This is a genomic window from Mariniflexile sp. HNIBRBA6329, assembly GCF_043558645.1.
Taxonomy (GTDB): domain Bacteria; phylum Bacteroidota; class Bacteroidia; order Flavobacteriales; family Flavobacteriaceae; genus Mariniflexile.
On the sequence record NZ_JBIFXS010000005.1, the window covers coordinates 183,662 to 206,874 of the forward strand.

Consider the following 23,213-nt stretch of genomic DNA (forward strand, 5'->3'; position numbering starts at 1 on the left):
AGTTTAAAAATCAATAATCTTCTATGTAAAGTAGGCTAAAACACCAATAACAATAACAACTAGCAACACCGACAGCACTACATCAATTGTGTCGTAACTACCTTTATTAGCTGCCTTTTGTTCCTCTGAAAGTGTTCCAAATGCCAATCCTTTTATAGTTTCATAATTAGGTGCTTGCGACATTATACTAACTGAAATACAAATAAACACCGAGAAAATAAACATGAATATTGCCATGTGTGCAAAATTGATGGTTGCAAAAGCATAGGCTATCCCTTCCACAGTTTCACCTGCAAGTATTTGTGGCTGGTAATATATTTCACTACTTAACCTTAAAACCAACAGCACCAATCCCGTTAACAAGGTAGTTATAGCTGCGGTGGAATTAACACGTTTCCATATAATCCCCAATAAAAATACAGCTGTTACCGGAGGCGCAATGTATGATTGTACATTTTGAAGGTACTGATACATAACACCACCACCTATTTTTTCCATAATGGGAATCCATATAATACCCAACACAACAATAAATCCGGTTGCTATTTTACCTGTATTTACCAAAACTTTCTCCGTTTTTTCTGGATGTAATTTTTTATAAATATCTATGGTGAAAATTGTTGAGCATGAGTTAAAAACCGATGCCAACGAACTCATTAAAGCTGCCATTAACCCTCCAGCTACCAATCCTTTTAAACCAACAGGCAATAAGGTTTTAACTAACATAGGGAATGCTCTATCAGCCTTTTCAACCGAAAACACTTCTGGGTTTTGGATAGATAATGCGAATGCAATAATACCCGGAACCAAGAAAATCAATATAGGAAGCAATTTTAAATAAGCTCCAAAAATAGCACCACGTCTACCAATTTTAATATTGTTTGCAGCTAATGTACGCTGTACAATATATTGGTCTGTACACCAATACCAAATACCAACAATGGTACCTCCTATTAACAGACCTGTCCATGGAAATTGCGGATCGTTCATAGGGCGCCACATATTAAAATGCTCCGGACTTACCGCAGTTACGGTCTCTCTCAATTGCGACCAACCACCTACTTCTTGCAAACCTAAATAGGTTATTACAACCGAACCAAATATCAGTATCACCGTTTGCAAGGTTTCGGTATAAATAACCGCTTTCATGCCTCCCACAACCGTATAAATTCCTGTAAAAACTACAATACCAATAGCACCGTACCAAAACGGGATTCCTAAAAGTTCAGACACCACAATACCACCGGCATAGATAGTTACAGATACTTTTGTAAGCACATAAGCTACCAATGAGAACAAGGACAAGAACCAACGTGAACGACTGTCAAAACGTTTTTCCAAGAACTCTGGCATGGTAAAAGCGCCACTTCTAATATAAAATGGCAAAAACAGCCATCCTAAAAGCAAAACTATCCACGCATGCAGTTCGTAATGAGCCATGGGCGTACCTGATTCAAAACCAGTTCCTGCAAGCCCTACAACATGTTCCGACCCGATATTGGAAGCGAAAATTGACGCTCCAATTACAAACCATCCTACGTTTCTACCTGCTAAAAAATAATCTTCGGTGTTTTTGTTTTTTTGAAGAACAACCCAAACGGCCACCGCAATAAGTGCAAGGAAATAAATTCCTAAAACTACCCAATCTAAGTTTTCTAAAACCGATTGCATAACTAAAAAATGATGTTTCATAAAATATTTAGTTTAGTTGGTAAAAATTAATATTAAATATATTGGTTAATTATATTTTCAAATAACTCTTGTTTCCCACTTGTTAATGGCAACTCGCCATTTTCTTGCGCTATTTTATATAAATCCTGTAAGCTCAACTTACCATTTTCAAAATCTTTTCCTTTACCAGAATCGAATGATGCATAACGTGCTGTTCTTAATTTTTCATAAGGTGAAGATGTGATGATTTTATCTGCAATTAACAACGCTCTAGCAAATGTATCTGCACCGCCAATATGTGCTAAAAACACATCTTCTAAATCGGTAGAATTTCTTCTGATTTTAGCATCAAAATTAACACCACCACCTTGTAAACCACCTGCTTTAAGAAACACCAACATCGCTTCGGTAGTTTCTTGGATGTTGTTAGGAAACTGGTCGGTATCCCATCCGTTTTGGTAATCGCCACGGTTGGCATCCAAACTTCCTAACATACCTGCTTTTGCTGCAGTTTCAATTTCATGCTGAAAAGTGTGTTGTGCTAATGTAGCGTGATTTACTTCAATATTTATTTTAAAGTCTTTATCTAAACCATATTCTTTTAAGAAACCGATTGCTGTAGCTGTATCAAAATCATATTGGTGTTTTGATGGTTCCATAGGTTTTGGTTCGATAAAGAAGTTTCCTTTAAACCCATTTGCACGTGCATAATCTCTACACATAGCTAAAAACTGTCCCATGTGGTCTAACTCACGACCCATATCGGTATTTAAAAGCGTCATATAACCTTCACGGCCACCCCAGAATACATAGTTTTCTCCGTTTAATGCCATTGTAGCATCTAACGCTAATTTTATTTGCCCTCCTGCTCTTGCAACCACATTAAAATCTGGATTGGTTGAAGCACCATTCATGTAGCGTGGGTTTGAAAAACAATTTGCTGTTCCCCAAAGTAATTTTACGCCCGAGTCTGCTTGTTTTTGCTTTAAATAGTCTGTAATGGTTGCTAATCTAGATTCTGATTCAGCAAATGTTGCACCTTCTCTTATCAAATCGAAATCATGGAAGCAGTAGTATCCAAATCCCATTTTTGTAATGAATTCGAACGCGGCATCGGCTTTGTCTTTTGCTGCTTGAACTGCGTCTGAAGATTTATCCCATTCAAAACTTTGAGTTCCTGGCCCAAATGGGTCACTTCCTTGTCCGCAGAACGTATGCCAATACGCTACCGAAAATTTAAACCATTCGCTCATGGTTTTACCTGCAACCACTTGGTCTGGGTTGTAGTATTTAAATGCTAATGGGTTGTCTGATTCTTTGCCTTCAAACTTGATCTCTCCAATACCTTTGTAGTATTCTTTGTTTCCTATTAATGCCATTGTTTTTATTTTTTGTTAATCTGTTTATTTGTTTATTTGGTGTTACTTTTTGCGTTAGGGATTGAGCAATTTGTTTGAGCTCTTTTTTGTTATAAAACGACCTTTCGACTGCGCTCAAGGCGACCTAACAAAAAAAGCGAGTTGCGAAAGCCCGACCCTTGTGGTAACGCCAAAATGTTTCTATTTTTTATTGATTATTTATTATTTAAAATGATTTCTAATTCGGTTTTCCAGTTGTTATAAGCTTCTTGATACGCTGTTTTGTCTTTAAAAGGCATGAAAGTCATCACATGATCGTTATCTATAATTGTCTTTCCAAAGCTTTCGAAATCGCCTTTATGCAAATTGGCGGCACGTGCTGCACCAATGGCTCCTGTGGTGTTGTAAATTTCAATTTCTTGCTCTATAAGGGTTGCCACGGTATTGGCGAATATTTCTGAACGGAACAAATTGTCGTTTCCTGCACGAATAACGGTAGGTTTGATGCCATCGGATTTCAATATTTCCATACCATACACAAACGAAAAAGCAATACCTTCTAAAGCAGCTCGACACATATGCCCTTTGTGGTGGTTGTTTAGATTGAGATTAACTATTCTAGTACCAATTTCTTTGTTGTTAAGCATGCGTTCGGCGCCATTTCCAAACGGAATTAAACAAACACCATCTGATCCAATAGGAATTTCTGAAGCCAATGCATTCATTTCTTCATAGGAACTAACCGCTAAATTATTGAGCAACCAACGGTATTGGATGCCTGCGCCGTTGATACATAACAGTTTTCCTATTCTTGCATCGGCTCCTTTGGTATAATTTACATGGGCAAAATTGTTTACACGCGCACTTTCCTTAGCCGATAAGCTATTGGTTACAGCATAAAACACGCCTGATGTACCACCTGTTGCGGCTACTTCACCTGGGTTAAACACGTTTAACGACAGCGCATTGTTTGGCTGGTCACCTGCTCTATAATAAATAGATGTTCCTGCCGCTACGCCACTTTCTTCTTCACCTTTTGCATCGACTACCGATTGTACGCCGAATGTATCCACAATATCAGGCACTAAGGCTTTATCGATACCGTAATGTTCTAAAAGGAAATCTGCAATATCATCTTTTTTGAAATCCCAAAAAATGCCTTCTGACAGTCCTGAAATGGTGGTGTTTATTTTGTTTGAAAATTTATAAGCAATATAATCGCCGGGGAGCATGAACTTATAAATGTTTTTATAAATATCCGGTTCGTTATCTTTTACCCATTTTAATTTTGAAGCCGTGAAATTGGCGGGAGAATTTAATAAGTTTGAAGCGCATTTGTCTTCTCCTATTTCTTGAAAAGCCTTATTCCCTGTCTCTACGGCTCTACTATCGCACCAAATAATACTTTTACGAAGTGGATTTCCATCTTTATCAACAATAACCAATCCGTGCATTTGGTACGAAATACCTATACCTTTTATTTGGGTTCTTGATATGTTATGCTGTTTTTTCAATTTGGCTATGGCTTTACAGGCATGTTGCCACCAATCGTTTGGCTTTTGTTCCGCCCATCCATTTTTTTGGGCGAACATGCTCATTTCTTGTTCGGGTTCTTGTACAACTCCCAAGCTTTTGCCTGATGCCACCTCAACAAGTGCTGCTTTTATAGAAGAACTTCCTATGTCTAATCCTAAATAGTACATGATTTATAATGATTCTCTTAATATTAATTTAGTTGGTATATATGTTTGTATTGACGTTTCTTGATTAATAAACTCTGCTGCTTTAGCACCCAGTGCTTTAAAATCGGTTGAAACTACCGAAATGCCTTTATAAATGAATTTTTTCATCGGGGTTTCGTTATAAGACAAGAAGCCTACATCGGTACCTGGTTCAAAATTGTTGGCTCTGCATTGTTCTAAAAAAGTTCCGAGTATTCTATCACTTACACTTATGTAGGCTTCTCCTTTTACAACATTAAAATCAGCAGGATCTGTGACGATTTTATATTTAAACTTTTTGGTTTCACAAAATTGTTTAAAGTAAGTAACCGATTCTGTTGGATGCTTGGTGAATGTCGGATATACAAAAACCAGTTTTTTATATTTTTTAAAAGGAACAACAGCTTCCTTTAAAGCATCATGGAATGCATTTCCAAAATCTTGAAAAACGTAATTGTTAGATTTTTTTGAGTGGACGTTCCAATCGATTAACAACAGCTTGTCGTTATCGAAATCAGACAAGACACTTGGCACTTCTTTATGGTCGAAAGTCATCACCACATATTTAAAATATTTCCCTTTGCTATTATTTAAAATAGTTTTGAAATTGTTGATGTTATAGTGGTGAAACTGCACATCTACAATCACTTTTTTAGGCAAATTATTTACAAACTCATGGTACAATACTTCTTTGTAAGCTTTAAAAGTATCTAAAACCAGAAGCACTTTTCGAGTATCATTAGCAACATAATATCCTTTATTTGGAACAGATTCAACTACCCCGTTTTCTTTTAAGATAGAATATGCTTTAAAAACGGTGTCTCTAGACAAATTGTATCCTTTACAAATAACATTCACAGAAGGCAAAGCATCTCCACTAGATAAGGTATTATTAGCCAATGCATCATTAACTGCATTAACTAATTGTTGGTACCTAGGCACTTCACTATTCGTATTAATATTAAAATTAGTCAAACCGTTCTGTTCTGTTCTGGTTTGCAAATATAAATATTATTTTTAATCTACAAATAATTATATTTTGAAATAGGAAGATATTTATTTTACAAACACAAAACCATGGTGTTAATCAGTTTATAAATTTAAAAATATAAGGCTTATGGTATAGTTGCTTTCATTTTAACTTATTTACAAGTCTTCGTAACGCCTTAATCTGTTATTAAGCACATTAATTTCTTGTTTTAACGATTCAACTTTTTTAAGTAGATTATAAATAACATCAACTCCTTCTATATTGATATCCAAATCGTAGTGTAATCGTATCATTTTTTCAACTTTTTTTATATGGTTTGTATGGATATAAAAGTTGTTCTCTTCATCTATAAGTTCCACCAGTTGAAATTCTTGCAATGTATTTATAAAAGAAATTGGAACATTATATTGATTGCAAATTAACTGTACTGATATTAAATTTTGTTTTTCCATTATTAACGTAGTTTTTGTAACTCTTTAATCAAGGTTTTTTCTTTTTCAGAAAGGTTGGTTGGTGTTTTTATTTGATAGGTAATGTATAAATCTCCAAACTGCCCTTCTTTTTTGTACTTAGGAAAACCTTTTCCTTTAAGATTTACTTGAGTTCCGTTTTGTGTTTCTGGTTTTATATTCAGTTTTACTTTCCCGTTAAATGTATCAACCATCAGTTCACCTCCTAATAAAGCTTTATACAAATCCAAATCTACAGTAGTGTAAAGATTGTCTTTATCTCTTTTGAATTTGGTATGATTTAAAATTGAAAACTGAATGTATAAATCACCATGGGGGCCGCCATTTACACCATGGCCTCCATGCCCTTTTACTTTAATTATTTGCCCATTTTCTACACCGGCAGGTATGGTTATCCTAATGCTTTTATTATTAACGGTTAAGGTACGTTTATGTGTTTCATAAACATCTTTCAGTTCTAGTTGTAATTCTGCATTATAATCCTGACCTCTAAATTTTACTTGTCTACCACTTCCAGATGCCCGCCCTCCAAACATACTTCCGAAAAAATCTGAAAAATCTTCTTCAGAATATCCAGCGGAAGCATCTTGATAGGCTTGTTTATGCTGATTTTGCTGCTTCGCTTTTTCATAGGCCTCGGCATGTTGCCAATGTTCGCCGTATTGGTCATATTTTTTTCTGTTCTCCTTGTCGCTTAAAACCTCATTAGCTTCATTAATTTCCTTAAATTTCTTTTCCGAAACTTTATCGTTCGGGTTTAAGTCTGGGTGGTATTTACGGGCCAGTTTTCGATACGCTTTTTTTATATCGGCTTCTGAAGCATTTTTTGAAACACCTAATATTTTATAATAATCTATATAAGCCATTTAGTTGTTTTTATGGGTTTTAAATAAGATGTTTAATACCTAAAATTAAGCTTTTTTAATATACTTTTTAGCTCTTAAGAATTAATATTTGGTCGATTTACATTTAGAATATTCATAGTTGATTGTTTTAAAAAACACTAGATGCATCTACTAAGGTTAAGCTTCAAATTGAATTTTCCATATAAATAATCACGAATTTAAAAATATGAAGAAAACACTACTGTATATATGACAAATATCATTGAATCAACTGGTTATAATTTGTAACTTTAGTGATAATACTTAAGTGATGAGGAAAATATTGATTCCTACCGATTTTTCTGAAAATGCTATGAATGCTATAAAATTTGCTTTAGACTTATTTAAGTTTCAAGTAAGTGAATTTTATATAATGCACGCATATCAAGATGATATTTATGCAGATGAATCTCTACTTGCCACTAGCAAGCTAGATGACATTAAAGAGGTTGTGAGCAAAAACTCAAAGAAACAATTAGAAAAAACACTAGAAAAAATTAAAAACATCGCTCCTAACCCAAAACACACTTTTAATATAATTTCGGCCAATAACTTATTGGTAGATGAGGCCGACCGGTTGGTTGATGAACATAATATAGATATTGTGGTAATGGGTACCAAAGGAAAAACCAACAATAAAAAAATAACTTTTGGCAGCCATACGCTTCAAGTTTTAAAATATGTACAATGCCCAGTGCTAGCAATTCCAGAAAATTATAAATACATGAAGCCTACCCACATTCTTTTTCCCACTAATTATATGATTCCCTACAAAAGAAGAGAACTAAAATTAATTTGTGAAATGGCATCTCCTTACAGAGCTAAAATAGATATGCTTTATATATCAAAAAGCGAACAACTATCTGTTAGGCAAAAAGACAATCAAGCCTTCATTAAAGAAGAATTGTGCAAAAACGAAATTGATTTTAAGGTAATTAAGAGCAAACATATTATAAACAGCATATTTAAATACATTAAAGAAAACCAAATAGACCTGTTGGTTATGGTAAACACAAGGCATTCCTTTTTAGAAAACATTTTATTTCAATCTACCACAATAGATGAATTGAGTTTAAATATTGACATCCCTTTTTTAGCACTGCAAAACATGAAACGTTAATAAGCATAAATTAAATTTTTAATATCATGAAAAACATTCTTTTACCTACCGATTTTTCTGAAAACTCCTGGAATGCCATTAAGTATGCATTACAGCTTTTTAAAAATGAAATTTGCCACTTCTATTTGCTAAATACCTACACTCCAATAATTTACCATGTACAATATGTTCTGGTAGAACCCGCACAATTTGGTATGCTAGATAGTATTAGAGAGACTGCTTTAAAAAATTTAGAGGATTTTAAAATACGCATAAACAAAGAATACAAAAACCCAAAACATACTATAGAAACCATGGGTGCCTTTAATATGCTAATTCCAGAAATAGCAGATGTGGTTGAAAACAAAGCCATAGATTATGTTGTAATGGGTACAAAGGGAGCCACTGGCGCTAAAGAAATTCTATTTGGATCGAACACGGTACATGTTATTAAAAATGTTAAATGCCCCATTCTAGCCATTCCTGATGGTTTTGAATTTGAAACGCCCCAAGAAGTTTTGTTCCCAACAGATTATCAAATTAAATACGAACCGCACCATTTAAAACCTATTACAAATGTTAGCGATCTACATCAAACCAGAATCAACATTTTGTACCTAACGTATGGGTACGATTTGTCTAAACAACAAGAAGAAAACAAAAAAATACTGGAAACTTACTTAAAAAAAACAGCATACCAGTTTCATGAGGTGAGCAACCAAACCGTAGAAGAAGGAATTACAAAATTTCAGTTAAAAAACCATGTTAGTTTGTTGGTTATGATCAATAACAAACATTCGTTTTTTGAAAACTTATTTTTCAAAAACACCATTAATAAAATTGGGTTTCATTTAAAGATTCCCTTTTTAGTTATCCCTGCTAGACCATAAAAACAAAAAATCATGCATCGAAAAATTTTATTGCCAACAGATTTTTCAAAAAACGAATGCCATGTCATTACTTATGCGTTGGAACTATATAAAAAAGACCCCTGTGATTTCTATATTTTAAACGTGTTTTCTACTACAAGCAATATTATTGATAGCCTATAAACATGGACCTAAGCAACGATTTATATGAAACTGCAAAACTCGATTCTGAAAATGGTTTAGCAAAAGTTTTAGATATGCTAGCTTTTAAAGAAAATGACAATCTATAAAAAAGTAAACATACTTTAAATGTTTCTATTTTTTACTGAAACAACCTGATTTAATTATATAATTTAAACTATGAAGACTGATACGATCCATATCATTAAATCATCAGGAAAAAAAACAAAATTTTCTTTGGATAAACTAAAAGCATCCTTAAACCGAAGCGGTGCCGATAAAGAAACCATTAACCAAATTATTGATAAGGTAATTGACGAACTTTATCAAGGTATTTCAACAAAAGAAATATACAATAGGGCCTATGCTTTACTTAAAAAAAAGAAAAGCTATTTAGCATCAAAGTACAAATTAAAAAAAGCCATTTACGAATTGGGACCAACTGGATATCCTTTCGAGCTTTTTGTAGGTGCCATATTAAAATATTCAGGATACAAAACCGAAGTCAACAAAATTCTGCAAGGCCAATGTGTAACACACGAAATTGATGTTCTTGCACATAAAGATGACCAAACTATTGTTGTTGAATGTAAATTCCATAGTGATGAAGGCCTTAATTGCAACGTAAAAATTCCGCTTTATATAAATTCACGCTATAACGATGTAAAAGCACATTGGAATGCCAACCCAAAAAACCAATCTAAACTTACCAAAGGTTGGGTAGTTACAAATACCCGTTTTACCCAAGATGCCATTCAATACGGCAACTGTGTCCATCTGTATTTATTAAGTTGGGATTATCCTAAAAATGATGGTCTAAAAGACAGGATAGACCGCTTGGGTTTGTATCCAATAACCGTATCTACCTTACTTACAAATAGAGAAAAACAGTTTTTATTAAGCAGGAACGTTGTGCTTTGTAGAGAATTAATTGGAGATGTTTTTTATTTGGACCATTTAGGTGTTTCAGAAATAAGAAAAGTGAAAATTTTAAATGAAATCAAAATGCTGTTCAATAACTAAAAGCCATGGAAAATTTTGCGAAAATAAACTTTTTAGGAGCTGCTGGCACCGTAACAGGCTCAAAATTCCTTATTGAAACTTCAGAAAAAAACATATTAATAGATTGCGGTATGTTTCAAGGTTTAAAAGAACTAAGAGAACTTAATTGGAACAATTTACCCATGAATGCGAAAAATATTGATGTGGTTTTGCTTACACATGGACATTTAGACCACGTTGGCTATTTACCCCGATTGGTAAAACAAGGATTTACAGGCAAAATTATGGGGACAGCGCCAACACTGGCCATTGCAGAAATTATTTTAAAAGATAGTGCCAAAATTCAAGAGGAGGAAGCAGAAAAAGCAAATAAAGAGGCGTACACAAAACACCATCCTGCATTACCGTTTTACACCATTTTTGAAGCTGAAAAAACCATAAAACAATTTCAGGTAGAAGTGCCAGATAAATGGATTGTTCTGTCTGAAAACATATCCTTTCGGTTTCAGTATAATGGACACATTATTGGCGCTACTTTTATTGAATTGGATATAAACGGAAAACGATTTGTGTTTTCAGGTGATATTGGCAGAGAAAATGACTATTTACTAAACAGCCCTAAAAAACCAGAATGGGCAGATTATTTATTTATTGAAAGCACCTATGGCGACAAATTACATCCTCAAGAGGATGTTGACACCATTTTATCTGATATCATAAAAGAAACCATTCACAATAAAGGAAATTTAATTATTCCCAGTTTTGCTGTAGAGCGTTTACAAACACTCATGTATTTACTTTACCAGCTTTACATAAAAAACAAAATACCCAACATCCCTATTTTTATAGACAGCCCCATGGGCAATAATGTTTTGGAAGTTTTTAAGCGTTATCCTAAATGGCATAAGTTATCCGACTCTGAATACAATGCCATGTGCAAACACATAAACATTGTACAATCATACAAGGAAACTTGGGAAACCATAGACGACAAGCGCCCTAAAATAATCATAGCAGGTAGTGGCATGGTTACCGGCGGGCGCGTACTTACTTATTTGCAACAATTTATTGATGAGCCTTCAACCACAGTTTTATTGGTAGGATATCAAGCGGAAGGAACAAGAGGAAGATTATTAAAAGAAGGGACGCACGAACTACGGTTTTTTGGAAAATACTATCCGGTTAAAGCAAAGATTAAAGCCATAGAAAGTCTTTCGGCTCATGCAGACCAAAACGATTTAATAAACTGGATGAGCCATATTAAAAATATCCCCGAAAAGGTTTTCTTAATCCATGGTGAACCAACCTCGTTGGATGCATTTCGTTTAAAAATTAAAGAGACATATCATTGGAATGTTACAATTCCAAAATTAACAGATATGGAAAAATTACAGGTATAAATGTTAAAAACAAATAAAATGAAAACAAAAGAAGTTAAAGCTAAACATGAAGCTTGGTTAAATGCAGAAACCATGCACAATAGCTCTCTTAAATGGCTATCTGAACTAAAATTCGCAAAAGACGAACAATTATTTTTTGATGACTTGGTTAAATATTACACAATACAACTTATCGCTTCAAAATATTTTAACAAGAGCAAAAAAATAGTTACCAAATTAAGTGATCTACAAGAAAAAACCGATTCGTTAATTAATACAATTATAGAACATGAAAAAGGTTTAAAAATTATGGTTGATACCATAAACCAACTTGATGAAGAGGAAATTCATAAAAAAGAACATAGAAAATTAATAATTACCGTAAGCTATTTTTTAGAAAAGTACCGAGCATTTAAAGCAGAGTTATTCTCTTTGGTAAAAGGCATTATAAAAGAAGGCAAGCAAAAACGCTTGCTTCAATAGTGCAAAACATATAGAAACAATACGTAGCACCTTAAATACACCAATTAGTACAAAAACTTCGCTAAGAGAATGGGAATACTGATTAAATGAAATAAAAAACCCTTGATAATCAATCGATTATCAAGGGTTTCAGTACTGAGGACGGGACTTGAACCCGTACAGCCTAATGGCCATTGGATTTTAAGTCCAACGTGTCTACCAATTCCACCACCTCAGCGTCTTGGTATATTTTCAAGAAAGTTTCAGAGCGAAAGACGGGATTTGAACCCGCGACCCTCACCTTGGCAAGGTGATGCTCTACCCCTGAGCTACTTTCGCAGTTTTTAAGAACGTGCAATATCGCTATTGCGGATGCAAATTTAAAATATTTCTTCTAAAACCAAAGCCTTTTATTAAAATAAATGAAATTATTTTTAAGCACGCTTTTTCTTTACCAACATACGCTTAATTTCATTCAGTTTCATAAGGGCTTCTACTGGCGTAAGTGTATCAATATCAATATGTAATATTTCGTCTTTTATATTTTCCAACAAAGGGTCGTCTAAATTAAAAAAACTTAATTGCATATCGTCTGCCAATGTTTTTACCTTATCGGTAAGCGCTTCACTCGAATGTGAGGTCTCCAACTTCTTCAAAATAGCGTTAGCGCGATGCAAAACCTGTTGGGGCATGCCCGCCATTTTCGCCACATGAATACCAAAACTATGCGCACTACCTCCTTCAACTAGCTTTCTTATAAAAAGCACATTATCTTTTAACTCCTTTACCGAAACATTGTAGTTTTTAATACGCACAAAGGTTTCAGTCATTTCATTAAGTTCGTGGTAATGGGTTGCAAATAATGTTTTTGGTTTTGCTGGATGCTCGTGTAAATATTCACTAATGGCCCAAGCTATCGAAATACCATCATACGTACTGGTACCACGCCCAATTTCATCTAAAAGCACCAAACTTCTATCGGAAATATTGTTCAAAATAGAAGCGGTTTCATTCATCTCGACCATGAAGGTTGATTCGCCCATTGAAATATTATCACTCGCACCTACCCTGGTGAAAATTTTATCAACCAAACCAATTCTAGCTTCCTTAGCTGGCACAAAACTTCCTATTTGGGCCAGCAACACAATTAAAGCCGTTTGACGCAAAATAGCCGATTTACCAGACATATTAGGTCCTGTAATCATGATGATTTGCTGGTTGGTTCTATCCAAAAACACATCGTTGGCTATATAAGCTTCACCAATAGGCAATTGTTTTTCTATAACGGGGTGGCGACCATCTTTTATTTCCAAATCGTGCGATTCATCAATAACGGGATATATATAGTTATTATCTTTTGCCAACTGAGCAAACCCACACAAACAATCCAATTGCCCAATTAAAAAAGCATTTTGCTGTACAGGTTTTATGTATTGGTTCATCCAACCTACCAACTCTGCAAACAATTGCTGTTCAATGGCCATTATTTTATCTTCAGCGCCTAAAATTTTCGCTTCGTATTCTTTAAGTTCTTCGGTAATGTAACGTTCAGCACTTACCAAAGTTTGTTTGCGTATCCAGGTTTCTGGTACTTTGTCTTTATGCGTGTTGCGTACTTCAATATAATACCCAAACACATTATTGGAATCTATTTTTAAGGATGTGATGCCTGTACGCTCGGTTTCGCGTTGTAGCATCTTATCGAGATAATCTTTCCCTGATTTTGACAACCCTCGCAATTCATCCAATTCTGAAGAAAACCCAGGAGCAATGGTATGCCCTTTTAAGACGTTAACTGGTGCGTCTTCATTGAGCATTTCTTTTATTTTCGCCCTTAACACATCGCAACCTTGAAGCGTATCGCCAATAATTTTAAGCGATTCATTATCACAATTTGTTGCCAATGCTTTTATAGGCACAATAGCTTCCAATGAGTTTTTAAGCTGAATAACCTCGCGCGGATTTACCTTTGCCGTTGCCACCTTGGAAATTAAGCGTTCTAAATCGCCAATATGCTTAATGTGATTTTGTATTTTTTGAAGCGTGCCGTTTTCATTTGATAAATAATGCACCACCTCATGGCGTTGTTTAATTTTATCAAGATTCTTTAAAGGCAATGCCAACCATCGTTTTAATAATCGCCCACCCATAGGCGAAATGGTTCTATCAATAATATTTAAAAGCGTTACCGCATTGTTGTTGGTAGAATTGTAAAGTTCTAAATTCCTGATGGTGAATTTATCCATCCACACATACGCATCTTCAGCAATTCTAGAAATGGAAGTGATATGCTGCAGTTTATTATGCTGCGTTTCACCTAAATAATGAAGAATGGAACCCGACGCAATGATACCTTCATACAAATCTTCAATACCAAAGCCTTTAAGTGTTTTGGTGTCGAAATGTTTGATAAGGGTTTCATAGGCATAATCGGTTTGATACACCCAATCTTCCATATAAAAGGTATGGAAATCTTTTCCAAAGGTTTCATTAAAAAGAGAACGTTTCTGTTTAGAAACCAACACCTCGCTCGGATTGAAATTTTGAAGTAACTTATCTATATATTCCGCATTTCCTTGTGAGGTTAAAAACTCACCCGTAGAAATATCCAAAAACGAAATACCAATATATTTTTTATCGAAATACACCGAACACAAAAAGTTATTGGATTTAGATACCAACACCTCATCATTAAGCGCAACCCCGGGCGTTACCAATTCGGTAACACCACGTTTCACAATATTCTTAGTTAATTTGGGATCTTCCAGTTGGTCGCAAATAGCAACGCGCTCTCCCGCTTTAACCAACTTGGGCAAGTACGTGTTTATGGAATGGTGCGGAAACCCTGCCAACTCAATTTCGCTCTCGCTACCAGCACCACGTTTGGTTAAAATAATCCCTAAAATACCGGCTGCCTTTACAGCATCTTCGCCAAAGGTTTCGTAAAAATCGCCCACACGAAACAGCAACAAAGCATCGGGGTATTTTGCTTTAATAGCGTTATACTGCTTCATTAACGGTGTTTCTTTTTTACTTTTAGCTGCCAAAGGATTTTGTTTTTTAGTAAGTTTGCTAATGTAACTATTTTTCCATTTTCTTTGAAGTGGTTACTTTAGAAGTTATTGATAATTATTCACAATCTATAATCGTCATTACAAAGGAAGCATGACTGAAATAATCTTTAAATTTGGACTAAAAACTAAGAGATTGCTTCGTTCCTCGCCATGACACAATAAAAATATGCGTAAACTAAAAAACAGCGAACTAGACCGATTAAGTGTTGAAGGCTTTAAAGAGGTAAAAAAAACGCCCCTAATCATCATTCTTGATAACATTAGAAGTTTGAATAATATTGGTTCGGTTTTTAGAACCAGTGATGCGTTTTTAGTTGAAAAAATTTACCTCTGCGGCATCACAGCTACACCACCACATAAAGACATACACAAAACCGCTTTGGGAAGTACCGATACCGTTGCTTGGGAATATGTGGAAGACACGCTTACTTTAGTTGAAAACTTGAAAGCTGAAGGTGTAAAAGTGGTTTCTATCGAGCAAGCTGAAAACGCCACCATGCTCAACAACTTTACGCCTAACACACAAACCACCTACGCCTTGGTTTTTGGAAACGAAGTAAAAGGTGTTGCACAAAAGGTTGTTTCGGCTAGTGATTTGGTGGTTGAAATTCCGCAATATGGCACCAAACATTCGTTAAATATTTCGGTGAGCTGCGGTGTTGTGGTTTGGGATTTGTTTAGTAAACTCTCCAAAAACTAGACGTGGACAAAAAACCAAAGCAACCATGGCCCACCAAAAAAGCCATGACCCAAATTTATGATCTGAAACTTTGGGGCGGAAACGACTTCGATTTTTATTCCGGAAGCGGTTCACATGACCTAGAGATAACAAAACCGTATTTAGATGCAATAATTACTTTTTTAGAAACACACAACAACGCTTTAACCATTTGCGATTTAGGTTGTGGTGATTTTAACATTGGAAAACACCTTACCAAATACACCAAAAAATATATGGCGGTTGATATTGTTGAAAGCCTAATTGCCAGAAACAAAAAACTTTTTAAGGAAGCCAACCTAGAATTTCAGTGTTTAGATATAGCAAAAGACGAACTGCCAACTGCCGACTGCATCATATTACGCCAAGTATTACAACATCTTTCTAATTTAGAAGTACAAAGCGTTGTTAAAAAACTAAAAGCTTATAAATACATCATTCTCACCGAGCATGTGCCTTTTGGAAACTTCATACCAAACAAAGATATTATTTCCGGACAAGGCATTCGCTTGAAACAAAATAGTGGCGTTAATTTGCTTGAAGCCCCTTTTCATTTTAAAATTAAAGAAGCAACCATTTTAAATGAGCATGTTTTAGAAAACAATAAAGGGCGCATTACAACAACTTTGTACAAAGTATTTTGATGCTTACTTTCTCTGAAACATTAAAATAAAACTTTTACAGAATAAACCGACGAACAAAACATACAGCCCTTTTTATATCTAAAAACTAGCTTTATAAGCTAAACCAAAAATTAAATGAGACCATTTTTAGCCATCGTATTTCTAGCACTAATCAGTTGTAACAAACAAACCAATTTAGGAGCAGACTACAGCAAGCTCGCAAACATACCTACCAAAGAACAAGTAGGACACTTGGTTTTACCAGACACCATTGCTCCCGTAGTGGCGCCGTTTGATATGCCTAACTTTGAAAAACCAACATTTCCTGATAGAACCATTAACATTCAAGAGCGTACTGAAAATGCTACCATCATAACATCCGTTGTTCAAAATGCTATTGATGAGTTAAGTGCATTAGGTGGCGGCAAAGTAATTATCCCAAAAGGCGAATGGCTTACAGGACGTATTTCATTAAAAAGCAACGTAAATCTTCATATTGCAGAAGGCGCCATTGTTAAGTTCAGTACCGATGTAAAAGAATACCAACCTGCTGTTTTTACCCGTGTTGAAAGCATGGAAGTGATGTCGTTAGCAGCATGTATTTACGCCAACAACCAAGAAAACATAGCTATTACCGGAAAAGGCAAACTCATAGGTCCTTTTGATGGCGAAATTAAAGAACGTTCGTACCACACCCCTATTGAAAGCTTGGTAGATTTAAGTAAACCCGCCAACGAACGTGTTCATGATGGTTCGGTAGAAGACTGGATATTTCCTCCAAAATTCATTTCACCCGTTAATTGCAAAAAAGTTTATATAGAAGGCGTTTCATTAGAAAACACAGCCTTTTGGAACATTGTTCCTGTGTATTGTGATAATGTAATTATTCGTGGTGTTTCAGTAAACTCCGTGGGCATTCCTCGTGGTGATGGTATCGATATTGAGTCGTCTAAAAATGTACTGATTGAATATTGCACCTTAAGTACCGGTGATGATGCCTTTACTATGAAATCTGGACGCGGTGAAGACGGACTTAATGTAAACCGTGCCACTGAAAACGTTGTGGTGCGCCATTGTTTAGCTTTAAAAGGGCATGGAGGCATTACTTGTGGAAGTGAAACTGCTGGTGGTATTAAAAATTTATATGTACACGATTGTGTGTTTGATGGTACAGGCGTAGGCATACGTTTTAAAACACGACGCCCAAGAGGTGGCGGTGGCGAAAATTTATATTACGACCGCATCCGTATGAATCTTGAAGCCACCTGCATAAAATGGGATATGTTAGGCACACGTGCTTATGTAGGCGAATTGGCCGACAGGTTACCTGCAAGGGAAGTTAACGACCTTACACCCTATTATAAAAACATATCTATATCAAACATTATTATTGAAAACGGCACGCACTTTTTAAAAGTTTACGGCATCCCAGAATCGCCACTTAGCAATTTAACTATTGATAATGTAGATGCCCATTGCAGTAATCTTATTTTTATTAACGATGCTAAAAATGTGACCATTAAAAACACAAATATAAAAACACCCGATTCGGTGGTTGATATACTTGGTGGCGAAAACATAAATTATGAAAACCTTGTTTTAAGCACTAAAAAAAGTGCATTAACCATGCCCAACGAACCCATTGAAACTAAAGGCATTCATTTTAGCAATGGTGAAGTAAAATAAGTCCAAAACAACTTTACTCTAAGTCTATTTACATTGACATAAATGGACTTAAATATGGCTTTTTCCCACATTCCTTCGAGGATTCTTCGAGATTCCTTCGTAAAATAAGGGTTTTACCGAAGAATCCTCGAAGGAATGTCGAACAAGACTCGAACAAAACCCTTTAAAAAATTTTATAAAAAATCGACAAACGGTAACTTTTGGCCAAAAAAAACAGTGCTTTTGTAAGTTATTATTTATTATGTTTGTGGATATAATGCGGATATAGACAATTGTCTATATCCACTTGTTGTGTGTAATTTGACCAAAACTATGGAGAAACCTTGGATGACAGGACCAAAAGAATTATTGGTTCACGGAATAAGTCACTTAAATCAATCTACCGATTTTGATATTAGGATGGGAATGATTTGCATTGACAATTCTGTCGAGTTAATGATTAAGACTTACCTGGGACTTCCAAAGCGTGTTACGAATATTAACAATTTAAGCAGAAATAAATACAATGAAATAGTTCAAAGTTTCCCAAAATTACTTGACGCATTAGAAGAATATTGTGCGGAAAAAATAATTGGAATTGATTTGGGAGATATAGAATGGTTTCACAGATTAAGAAATGAACTTTATCATAACGGTAATGGAATTACAGTTGAGAAAACTAAAGTTCTGATTTACGCAGAAATCGCAAAAAATCTATTTAGCAACTTATTTGAAATCCCGATTTTAGAAGAGGATGAAATAACCGATGAAAGTTTAGTTGGTCAATACATAACGAACTGGATAAAATTCGAAAAATTATTAAACTCTGAAAATGGAAGATTTGTTCCACCATTCAAAAAAATAAAAGAATTGTACGATAGTGGAAAAATTAATGAAAAGACTTATCAAGAATTTGCGGAATTAAATAAATTTAGAAACGATTTAGTTCACGGACAAAAAGAGCCTGAAAAGAAAAATTTAAAAATAATGACGGAAATTTTAAATAAATCCGTTGAAATTTTAACACACATTATATAAAAAACTACACACAACAATGTATAAAAATAATTGCGGTTTAGTGCTTAATCAAAGGTCGTTGCGTATTTGCTACGTCTGATTTTCCTGCGGAAAATCCTCGCACGCAAACCCGCAACTATTCTTATACGTAACCGTTAGGCTAGAATAGCCACAAGGGCACGTAACTACGTATTTAAAACCCATTCAATTTGCTCTTTAGCCATTCTAAACATATCTATTTGCATTTCCCAAGCATACACTTCTTTCTGAGGGGCTTTTTCTTGTTTACTTCGCAAATCAGCAATGTTCTTGTCTAATTGTTTTAGTCTTTTTTTAATTTGATGTTCTGTTTTCATCTGTTATGGTTTTAAATCCTACCGTTACTTATTCTAGCCTAACCCGCAAAGCATAGGCTATGCATCGACTAAGGCTATTGTTTATTAATTTAATTCATTTCTTAACTTGTGGCAACTGCTACCTAACATTGCATAAAGCTTATAGATGCACAGCCAACGGGTTTTATGTATATGCTGCGCATCTACAACCCTTATGCTTTGCGGGTTAGCATACATATGAGAACGAAACTTTTAATAATATTGTTCACTTTGTTTTTTATCCAATCTTACTCACAAGATTTTGGAGAAATTAAACTTGACTCAAAACTTCAAATTAAATATTCTGACTCTTTGAGAAATATTGGCGAAAGGTTAACTGGAAAATGGAAATATCTCGGAAAAAAAGAAAACGGATTTTTGAGAGATACATTATTTGTGAGTTTTAACAATAATCAAAAAACGACTGTAATCGTAGAAAACGGAAAAATATTTGAATTAATTAACGGGAAAAAAAAGGAAGCGGATTATTATTCTGAAACGACTTATGATTTTAAAAACGCAAACGGATTTTATTCAAGCGAAAAGAAATACTTAAATTCAGATATAGTCTCAATTACTACTTGCCAACCAATACCTGAATTGGTTTACTACAAAGAAAAATTTGGGATTCTTTTTATTGGAATGGCAGGACAAAATTTTGAGTCAATACGTGAATTAAATTCAAAAAAGCTGATTTTAGAAAACGGAGAGGAATATCAAAAAGTTGAATAAAATACGTATGCTAACACCGTGTAAAAATAATTGCTTGGTTCTTGCCTACTTGGAAAATCCTACGGATTTTCCTCTGGTTCGTTCCATTTTTAGTAAGTTAGTTGCTTAAACGCGCAACTATCCTTACACAAACACGTTACAAATAATACAAACTAAATGCGCAAAATGAAAAAACTCCTTACTTTATTATTAATGTTATGCTTTTTTATAACAAATGCACAATTTGAACAGGGTAAAATTTATTTAAATGATGGAAGTACAAAAACTGGGTTGATTAAAGAACGAGACTTAGGAGGGATAAAATATAAAGAAAAAGAAGAATCGGATGTTGAACTTTATGACCATACTAGTATCGATGGATATGACATAACTGAAAACGGAATTGTAAAATACAGATATAAAAAAACTGAAAACGGTTTTCCCCAAATTATGCAAATAGTGAGAGTGGGGAAAATAAATTTATACAGTATAAAGGTTGCAAATAGAGATATCACAACAGGAATAAGAGTTAATTATAGCTTTATCTATTTTATTGAAAAAGACAATGTTACAACTAGAGTTGGTAAAAAATTAAGCAAATCAGATTTAGAACTTTTTAATGACTGTCCTAGTTTAATTAAAAAAATCAAGAAAAAAGAATTTAAGAAAAATGATGTCTATCAAATTGTCAACTTTTATGACATGAATTGTGGTTGATATAATATCTATACGGTTAGAAATAATAAAAGTACTATTTATAACACCGTATAGAAAATTGCTAGTTTTAGCTAAACCAAAGTTAGTTGCTCGTTTGCTAGCTTCTGATTTTCCTTCGGAAAATCCTTGCACACAAACACGCAACTTTCCATATACCTAACGTTAGCATACATTTAAGAAAAACCGAACAGCGAATGAAAACAGGAATAATAATTGGAGTTTTAGTAATAATCGGAATTATATACTTCATTTCAAGAAACAAAAACGGAAATAATCCAACTTTACGAGTTGCCAAACAAATTCAACTTGCCGAATTGGAATCTGTTATGACCCAATTGTTAGATGGAAAATTGCAATATGATTTTTTCGGAATTACATCTGACGGAATTGATTGTATCTATTTTGCAGATAATAACGGAACAATAAACATTGAATTTGAGGTTATGACAAACGACCAAAAACCTTATGTCGAAAAAATTACAAGTTTTGCTAATAAAAATAATTATAATCTAGTCAAAACGACTTACGGAAATAAACCTCATTACTCTGATTTAAAAGAAGCGCCTGTTTATAAACTTGAATTAAATGCGGACAAATACAAAGCGACTGAAATTGGAAAAGAAATAATGACTAAAATATTCAACAAAAACGGAACAACAAAATTTGACGTAGTTCCATAAGGAATAAAAAACGTATGCTAACACCGTGTAAAAAACATTGCTTATTTTAGTTCTCCTCTTGTTTCCTAGTAAAAATAATAACTACTTTTTTTATAGGCATAAAGTAAAGATAAACGTTAGCTGTAATTAAAAAACACCTCGGAATTCAAGAACTACACGAAAAACATCTTTGAACTTTAGAGAAAAGTAGAAAGAACAAATCCTGTATAATTTTGTCCTGTAATCATTTAACAATTTAAACAATATAGAATGAACAAGACAGTAATTATCACAGGAGGAACTACAGGAATTGGTAGAGCAACAGCTTTACATTTTGCAAAAAACAGCTACAATGTAGTTGTAACAAGCAGAAATGCTAACAAAGAACAAGCAGTAATTGCAGACTTTAAACAAAATGGTGCAAACATTACATTCCTGCCTTTAGACGTAACAATCGAAGAACAAGTAAAATCAGTTATTGAAACAACCGTTACAAAGTTTGGTAAATTAGATTCTATTATCAACAACTCGGGGATTTCATTAGGAAATGCAGTATTAGGAGAAACAGAATCTAACGATTTAAAACAAATGCTTGAAACGAATGTAATGGGCGTTTATTATGGAATGAAATATGCAATCATAGAAATGCTGAAAACAGGTGGCGGAACAATTGTAAATTTAGCTTCCATAGCAGGATTAAATGGTTTGTATGCAACCGCACAATACAACGCATCAAAGCACGCAGTTGTAGGTTTAACAAAAGGCGCATCTATTGATTATGCACAACAAGGAATTCGTATTAATGCAGTTGCACCAGGAGCAATTAAAACAGATATTTTGAAAAACGCTATTGCTTCTGGAACCTATGATGTTTCAAGCATTGAAGCAATTCATCCAATGAATAGATTAGGCGAAGTTGAAGATATTGCAAAAGCAATTTACTTTTTAGCTTCTGACGAAAATACATTTATGACAGGAACTATTTTAAATATAGATGGCGGTTATAATGCAAAATAATTTCAAAAAAAGACTATCTTTTTACCAAGGTAGTCTTTTAAACTAAAATCTGAATATTATGGTAGAAAACACTTTAAATTGGTATAACGGTGAAATTTTTGAAGGTAAATTTATTCTCGGTTTTGGGATTTCTTTAATTATCATTGCCTTACTTTTTTATTTCCTAGGCAATACATCAGGAGCAAAAGCACTTTTGTTTCCTTTTTTGGTTACGGGTTTAATTTTTATAGGTATTGGTTCAGGTGGTATATACTCAAACAGTAAAAAAATTGCTAAAGTGGAACAAAATTACAACCAAGACAACCAAGCTTTTCTTAATGCCGAAATTAAACGAGTAGAAGATTTTCAATATCTGTATCCAATGTCAATAGGAATTAGTTTAGCCTGCTTTTTAGTAGCTTTAGGATTACTATATTTTGCAAAGAGTATTCATTGGCAAGCAATAGCAATGGCTTTAATTTTATTTGGTAGTGCTTTTGCTGTAATCGACTATTTTTCTAAAGAAAAAGCAACTATTTATTACGAAAAACTAACTTTTTAAGTTAAAACCTA

Annotated in this window: 23 protein-coding genes and 2 tRNA genes; 15 read left to right on the top strand and 10 right to left on the bottom strand. The window is 34.2% G+C overall.

Translation table 11 applies throughout. The annotated features are described in order from the left end of the window. Nucleotides 1-21: 21 nt before the first annotated feature. The 6 genes from ACGK9U_RS08830 to ACGK9U_RS08855 all read right to left on the bottom strand — a co-directional run bounded on the left by ACGK9U_RS08830 (nt 22) and on the right by ACGK9U_RS08855 (nt 7,077). Entirely contained in the window at nt 22-1,692 is a 1,671-nt protein-coding gene (locus ACGK9U_RS08830) for a sodium:solute symporter (protein ID WP_394466006.1), read from the bottom strand. Between the two features lie 32 nt (nt 1,693-1,724). Beyond that, the gene (gene xylA / locus ACGK9U_RS08835; RefSeq protein WP_394466007.1) at nt 1,725-3,050 is read right to left on the bottom strand and encodes a xylose isomerase; all 1,326 of its coding nucleotides are present in this window, start codon (nt 3,048-3,050) and stop codon (nt 1,725-1,727) included. 194 nt (nt 3,051-3,244) lie between these two features. Next, the gene (locus ACGK9U_RS08840) at nt 3,245-4,732 is read right to left on the bottom strand and encodes a xylulokinase (protein WP_394466008.1); all 1,488 of its coding nucleotides are present in this window, start codon (nt 4,730-4,732) and stop codon (nt 3,245-3,247) included. A gap of 3 nt (nt 4,733-4,735) precedes the next feature. Next, on the bottom strand, nt 4,736-5,752 hold the full coding sequence (locus ACGK9U_RS08845; RefSeq protein WP_394466009.1) for a GntR family transcriptional regulator: 1,017 nt from the start codon (nt 5,750-5,752) through the stop codon (nt 4,736-4,738). A 144-nt stretch (nt 5,753-5,896) separates the two neighbouring features. Next, nucleotides 5,897-6,193: a chaperone modulator CbpM gene (locus ACGK9U_RS08850; RefSeq protein ID WP_394466010.1), complete on the bottom strand. Its 297-nt coding sequence runs from the start codon at nt 6,191-6,193 to the stop codon at nt 5,897-5,899. A gap of 2 nt (nt 6,194-6,195) precedes the next feature. Next, nucleotides 6,196-7,077 carry a DnaJ C-terminal domain-containing protein gene (locus tag ACGK9U_RS08855; RefSeq protein WP_394466011.1) on the bottom strand — a complete coding sequence of 294 codons (882 nt, stop codon included), beginning with the start codon at nt 7,075-7,077 and terminating at the stop codon, nt 6,196-6,198. Nucleotides 7,078-7,366: 289 nt separating this feature from the next. On the opposite strand from ACGK9U_RS08855, the gene ACGK9U_RS08860 reads away from it, so the two are divergent. From ACGK9U_RS08860 to ACGK9U_RS08885, 6 genes are all read left to right on the top strand, one after another. Beyond that, entirely contained in the window at nt 7,367-8,215 is an 849-nt protein-coding gene (locus ACGK9U_RS08860; RefSeq protein ID WP_394466012.1) for a universal stress protein, read from the top strand. A gap of 26 nt (nt 8,216-8,241) precedes the next feature. After that, complete coding sequence (locus ACGK9U_RS08865; protein ID WP_394466013.1) at nt 8,242-9,084, top strand: universal stress protein; 843 nt, start codon at nt 8,242-8,244, stop codon at nt 9,082-9,084. A gap of 12 nt (nt 9,085-9,096) precedes the next feature. Next, nucleotides 9,097-9,246 carry a hypothetical protein gene (locus tag ACGK9U_RS08870; protein WP_394466014.1) on the top strand — a complete coding sequence of 50 codons (150 nt, stop codon included), beginning with the start codon at nt 9,097-9,099 and terminating at the stop codon, nt 9,244-9,246. Nucleotides 9,247-9,423: 177 nt separating this feature from the next. Next, the gene (locus ACGK9U_RS08875; protein ID WP_394466015.1) at nt 9,424-10,266 is read left to right on the top strand and encodes a restriction endonuclease; all 843 of its coding nucleotides are present in this window, start codon (nt 9,424-9,426) and stop codon (nt 10,264-10,266) included. Nucleotides 10,267-10,271: 5 nt separating this feature from the next. Further along, complete coding sequence (locus ACGK9U_RS08880) at nt 10,272-11,645, top strand: MBL fold metallo-hydrolase RNA specificity domain-containing protein (RefSeq protein ID WP_394466016.1); 1,374 nt, start codon at nt 10,272-10,274, stop codon at nt 11,643-11,645. An 18-nt stretch (nt 11,646-11,663) separates the two neighbouring features. Further along, nucleotides 11,664-12,107, top strand: coding sequence for a hypothetical protein (locus ACGK9U_RS08885; protein WP_394466017.1), 444 nt, complete (start codon nt 11,664-11,666; stop codon nt 12,105-12,107). Between the two features lie 133 nt (nt 12,108-12,240). Here ACGK9U_RS08885 and ACGK9U_RS08890 read toward each other — a convergent pair. The 3 genes from ACGK9U_RS08890 to mutS form a co-directional block, all read right to left on the bottom strand. Beyond that, a tRNA-Leu gene (locus tag ACGK9U_RS08890) sits at nt 12,241-12,324 on the bottom strand. 29 nt (nt 12,325-12,353) lie between these two features. After that, nucleotides 12,354-12,425 (bottom strand) — tRNA-Gly (locus ACGK9U_RS08895). Between the two features lie 95 nt (nt 12,426-12,520). Continuing rightward, the gene (gene mutS, locus ACGK9U_RS08900) at nt 12,521-15,133 is read right to left on the bottom strand and encodes a DNA mismatch repair protein MutS (RefSeq protein ID WP_394466018.1); all 2,613 of its coding nucleotides are present in this window, start codon (nt 15,131-15,133) and stop codon (nt 12,521-12,523) included. Between the two features lie 193 nt (nt 15,134-15,326). Between mutS and ACGK9U_RS08905 the strand changes: the two genes are divergently transcribed. From ACGK9U_RS08905 to ACGK9U_RS08920, 4 genes are all read left to right on the top strand, one after another. After that, nucleotides 15,327-15,860, top strand: a complete 534-nt coding sequence (locus ACGK9U_RS08905) for an RNA methyltransferase (protein WP_394466019.1) — start codon at nt 15,327-15,329, stop codon at nt 15,858-15,860. A 2-nt stretch (nt 15,861-15,862) separates the two neighbouring features. Beyond that, a complete protein-coding gene (locus ACGK9U_RS08910) occupies nt 15,863-16,522 on the top strand; it encodes a class I SAM-dependent methyltransferase (protein ID WP_394466020.1) in 660 nt (219 codons plus the stop codon). 114 nt (nt 16,523-16,636) lie between these two features. Continuing rightward, nucleotides 16,637-18,187: a glycosyl hydrolase family 28 protein gene (locus ACGK9U_RS08915; RefSeq protein ID WP_394466021.1), complete on the top strand. Its 1,551-nt coding sequence runs from the start codon at nt 16,637-16,639 to the stop codon at nt 18,185-18,187. A gap of 312 nt (nt 18,188-18,499) precedes the next feature. Beyond that, nucleotides 18,500-19,204: a hypothetical protein gene (locus tag ACGK9U_RS08920; protein WP_394466022.1), complete on the top strand. Its 705-nt coding sequence runs from the start codon at nt 18,500-18,502 to the stop codon at nt 19,202-19,204. Nucleotides 19,205-19,368: 164 nt separating this feature from the next. Here the strand turns inward: ACGK9U_RS08920 and ACGK9U_RS08925 are convergent, their stop codons facing one another. Further along, nucleotides 19,369-19,539, bottom strand: a complete 171-nt coding sequence (locus ACGK9U_RS08925) for a hypothetical protein (RefSeq protein ID WP_394466023.1) — start codon at nt 19,537-19,539, stop codon at nt 19,369-19,371. 216 nt (nt 19,540-19,755) lie between these two features. On the opposite strand from ACGK9U_RS08925, the gene ACGK9U_RS08930 reads away from it, so the two are divergent. The 5 genes from ACGK9U_RS08930 to ACGK9U_RS08950 all read left to right on the top strand — a co-directional run bounded on the left by ACGK9U_RS08930 (nt 19,756) and on the right by ACGK9U_RS08950 (nt 23,202). Continuing rightward, on the top strand, nt 19,756-20,289 hold the full coding sequence (locus tag ACGK9U_RS08930; RefSeq protein ID WP_394466024.1) for a hypothetical protein: 534 nt from the start codon (nt 19,756-19,758) through the stop codon (nt 20,287-20,289). A gap of 165 nt (nt 20,290-20,454) precedes the next feature. Next, nucleotides 20,455-20,985 carry a hypothetical protein gene (locus ACGK9U_RS08935; protein WP_394466025.1) on the top strand — a complete coding sequence of 177 codons (531 nt, stop codon included), beginning with the start codon at nt 20,455-20,457 and terminating at the stop codon, nt 20,983-20,985. 194 nt (nt 20,986-21,179) lie between these two features. Beyond that, on the top strand, nt 21,180-21,665 hold the full coding sequence (locus ACGK9U_RS08940) for a hypothetical protein (RefSeq protein ID WP_394466026.1): 486 nt from the start codon (nt 21,180-21,182) through the stop codon (nt 21,663-21,665). Between the two features lie 249 nt (nt 21,666-21,914). Continuing rightward, nucleotides 21,915-22,661 (top strand): SDR family NAD(P)-dependent oxidoreductase, encoded by a 747-nt coding sequence (locus ACGK9U_RS08945; protein ID WP_394466027.1) that lies wholly within the window; start codon nt 21,915-21,917, stop codon nt 22,659-22,661. Nucleotides 22,662-22,719: 58 nt separating this feature from the next. Continuing rightward, complete coding sequence (locus tag ACGK9U_RS08950; RefSeq protein WP_394466028.1) at nt 22,720-23,202, top strand: hypothetical protein; 483 nt, start codon at nt 22,720-22,722, stop codon at nt 23,200-23,202. Nucleotides 23,203-23,213 lie beyond the last annotated feature (11 nt).

Coding starts and splice junctions, on each gene's coding strand:
- ACGK9U_RS08865 (WP_394466013.1), top strand. CDS start 8,242: ATGAAAAACATTCTTTTACCTACCGATTTTTCTGAAAACTCCTGGAAT.
- ACGK9U_RS08860 (WP_394466012.1), top strand. CDS start 7,367: ATGAGGAAAATATTGATTCCTACCGATTTTTCTGAAAATGCTATGAAT.
- ACGK9U_RS08840 (WP_394466008.1), bottom strand. CDS start 4,732: ATGTACTATTTAGGATTAGACATAGGAAGTTCTTCTATAAAAGCAGCA.
- ACGK9U_RS08925 (WP_394466023.1), bottom strand. CDS start 19,539: ATGAAAACAGAACATCAAATTAAAAAAAGACTAAAACAATTAGACAAG.
- ACGK9U_RS08870 (WP_394466014.1), top strand. CDS start 9,097: ATGCATCGAAAAATTTTATTGCCAACAGATTTTTCAAAAAACGAATGC.
- ACGK9U_RS08875 (WP_394466015.1), top strand. CDS start 9,424: ATGAAGACTGATACGATCCATATCATTAAATCATCAGGAAAAAAAACA.
- ACGK9U_RS08930 (WP_394466024.1), top strand. CDS start 19,756: ATGAGAACGAAACTTTTAATAATATTGTTCACTTTGTTTTTTATCCAA.
- ACGK9U_RS08950 (WP_394466028.1), top strand. CDS start 22,720: ATGGTAGAAAACACTTTAAATTGGTATAACGGTGAAATTTTTGAAGGT.
- ACGK9U_RS08855 (WP_394466011.1), bottom strand. CDS start 7,077: ATGGCTTATATAGATTATTATAAAATATTAGGTGTTTCAAAAAATGCT.
- ACGK9U_RS08935 (WP_394466025.1), top strand. CDS start 20,455: ATGAAAAAACTCCTTACTTTATTATTAATGTTATGCTTTTTTATAACA.
- ACGK9U_RS08885 (WP_394466017.1), top strand. CDS start 11,664: ATGAAAACAAAAGAAGTTAAAGCTAAACATGAAGCTTGGTTAAATGCA.
- ACGK9U_RS08850 (WP_394466010.1), bottom strand. CDS start 6,193: ATGGAAAAACAAAATTTAATATCAGTACAGTTAATTTGCAATCAATAT.
- ACGK9U_RS08830 (WP_394466006.1), bottom strand. CDS start 1,692: ATGAAACATCATTTTTTAGTTATGCAATCGGTTTTAGAAAACTTAGAT.
- ACGK9U_RS08915 (WP_394466021.1), top strand. CDS start 16,637: ATGAGACCATTTTTAGCCATCGTATTTCTAGCACTAATCAGTTGTAAC.
- xylA (WP_394466007.1), bottom strand. CDS start 3,050: ATGGCATTAATAGGAAACAAAGAATACTACAAAGGTATTGGAGAGATC.
- ACGK9U_RS08940 (WP_394466026.1), top strand. CDS start 21,180: ATGAAAACAGGAATAATAATTGGAGTTTTAGTAATAATCGGAATTATA.
- ACGK9U_RS08920 (WP_394466022.1), top strand. CDS start 18,500: ATGGAGAAACCTTGGATGACAGGACCAAAAGAATTATTGGTTCACGGA.
- ACGK9U_RS08945 (WP_394466027.1), top strand. CDS start 21,915: ATGAACAAGACAGTAATTATCACAGGAGGAACTACAGGAATTGGTAGA.
- ACGK9U_RS08905 (WP_394466019.1), top strand. CDS start 15,327: ATGCGTAAACTAAAAAACAGCGAACTAGACCGATTAAGTGTTGAAGGC.
- ACGK9U_RS08880 (WP_394466016.1), top strand. CDS start 10,272: ATGGAAAATTTTGCGAAAATAAACTTTTTAGGAGCTGCTGGCACCGTA.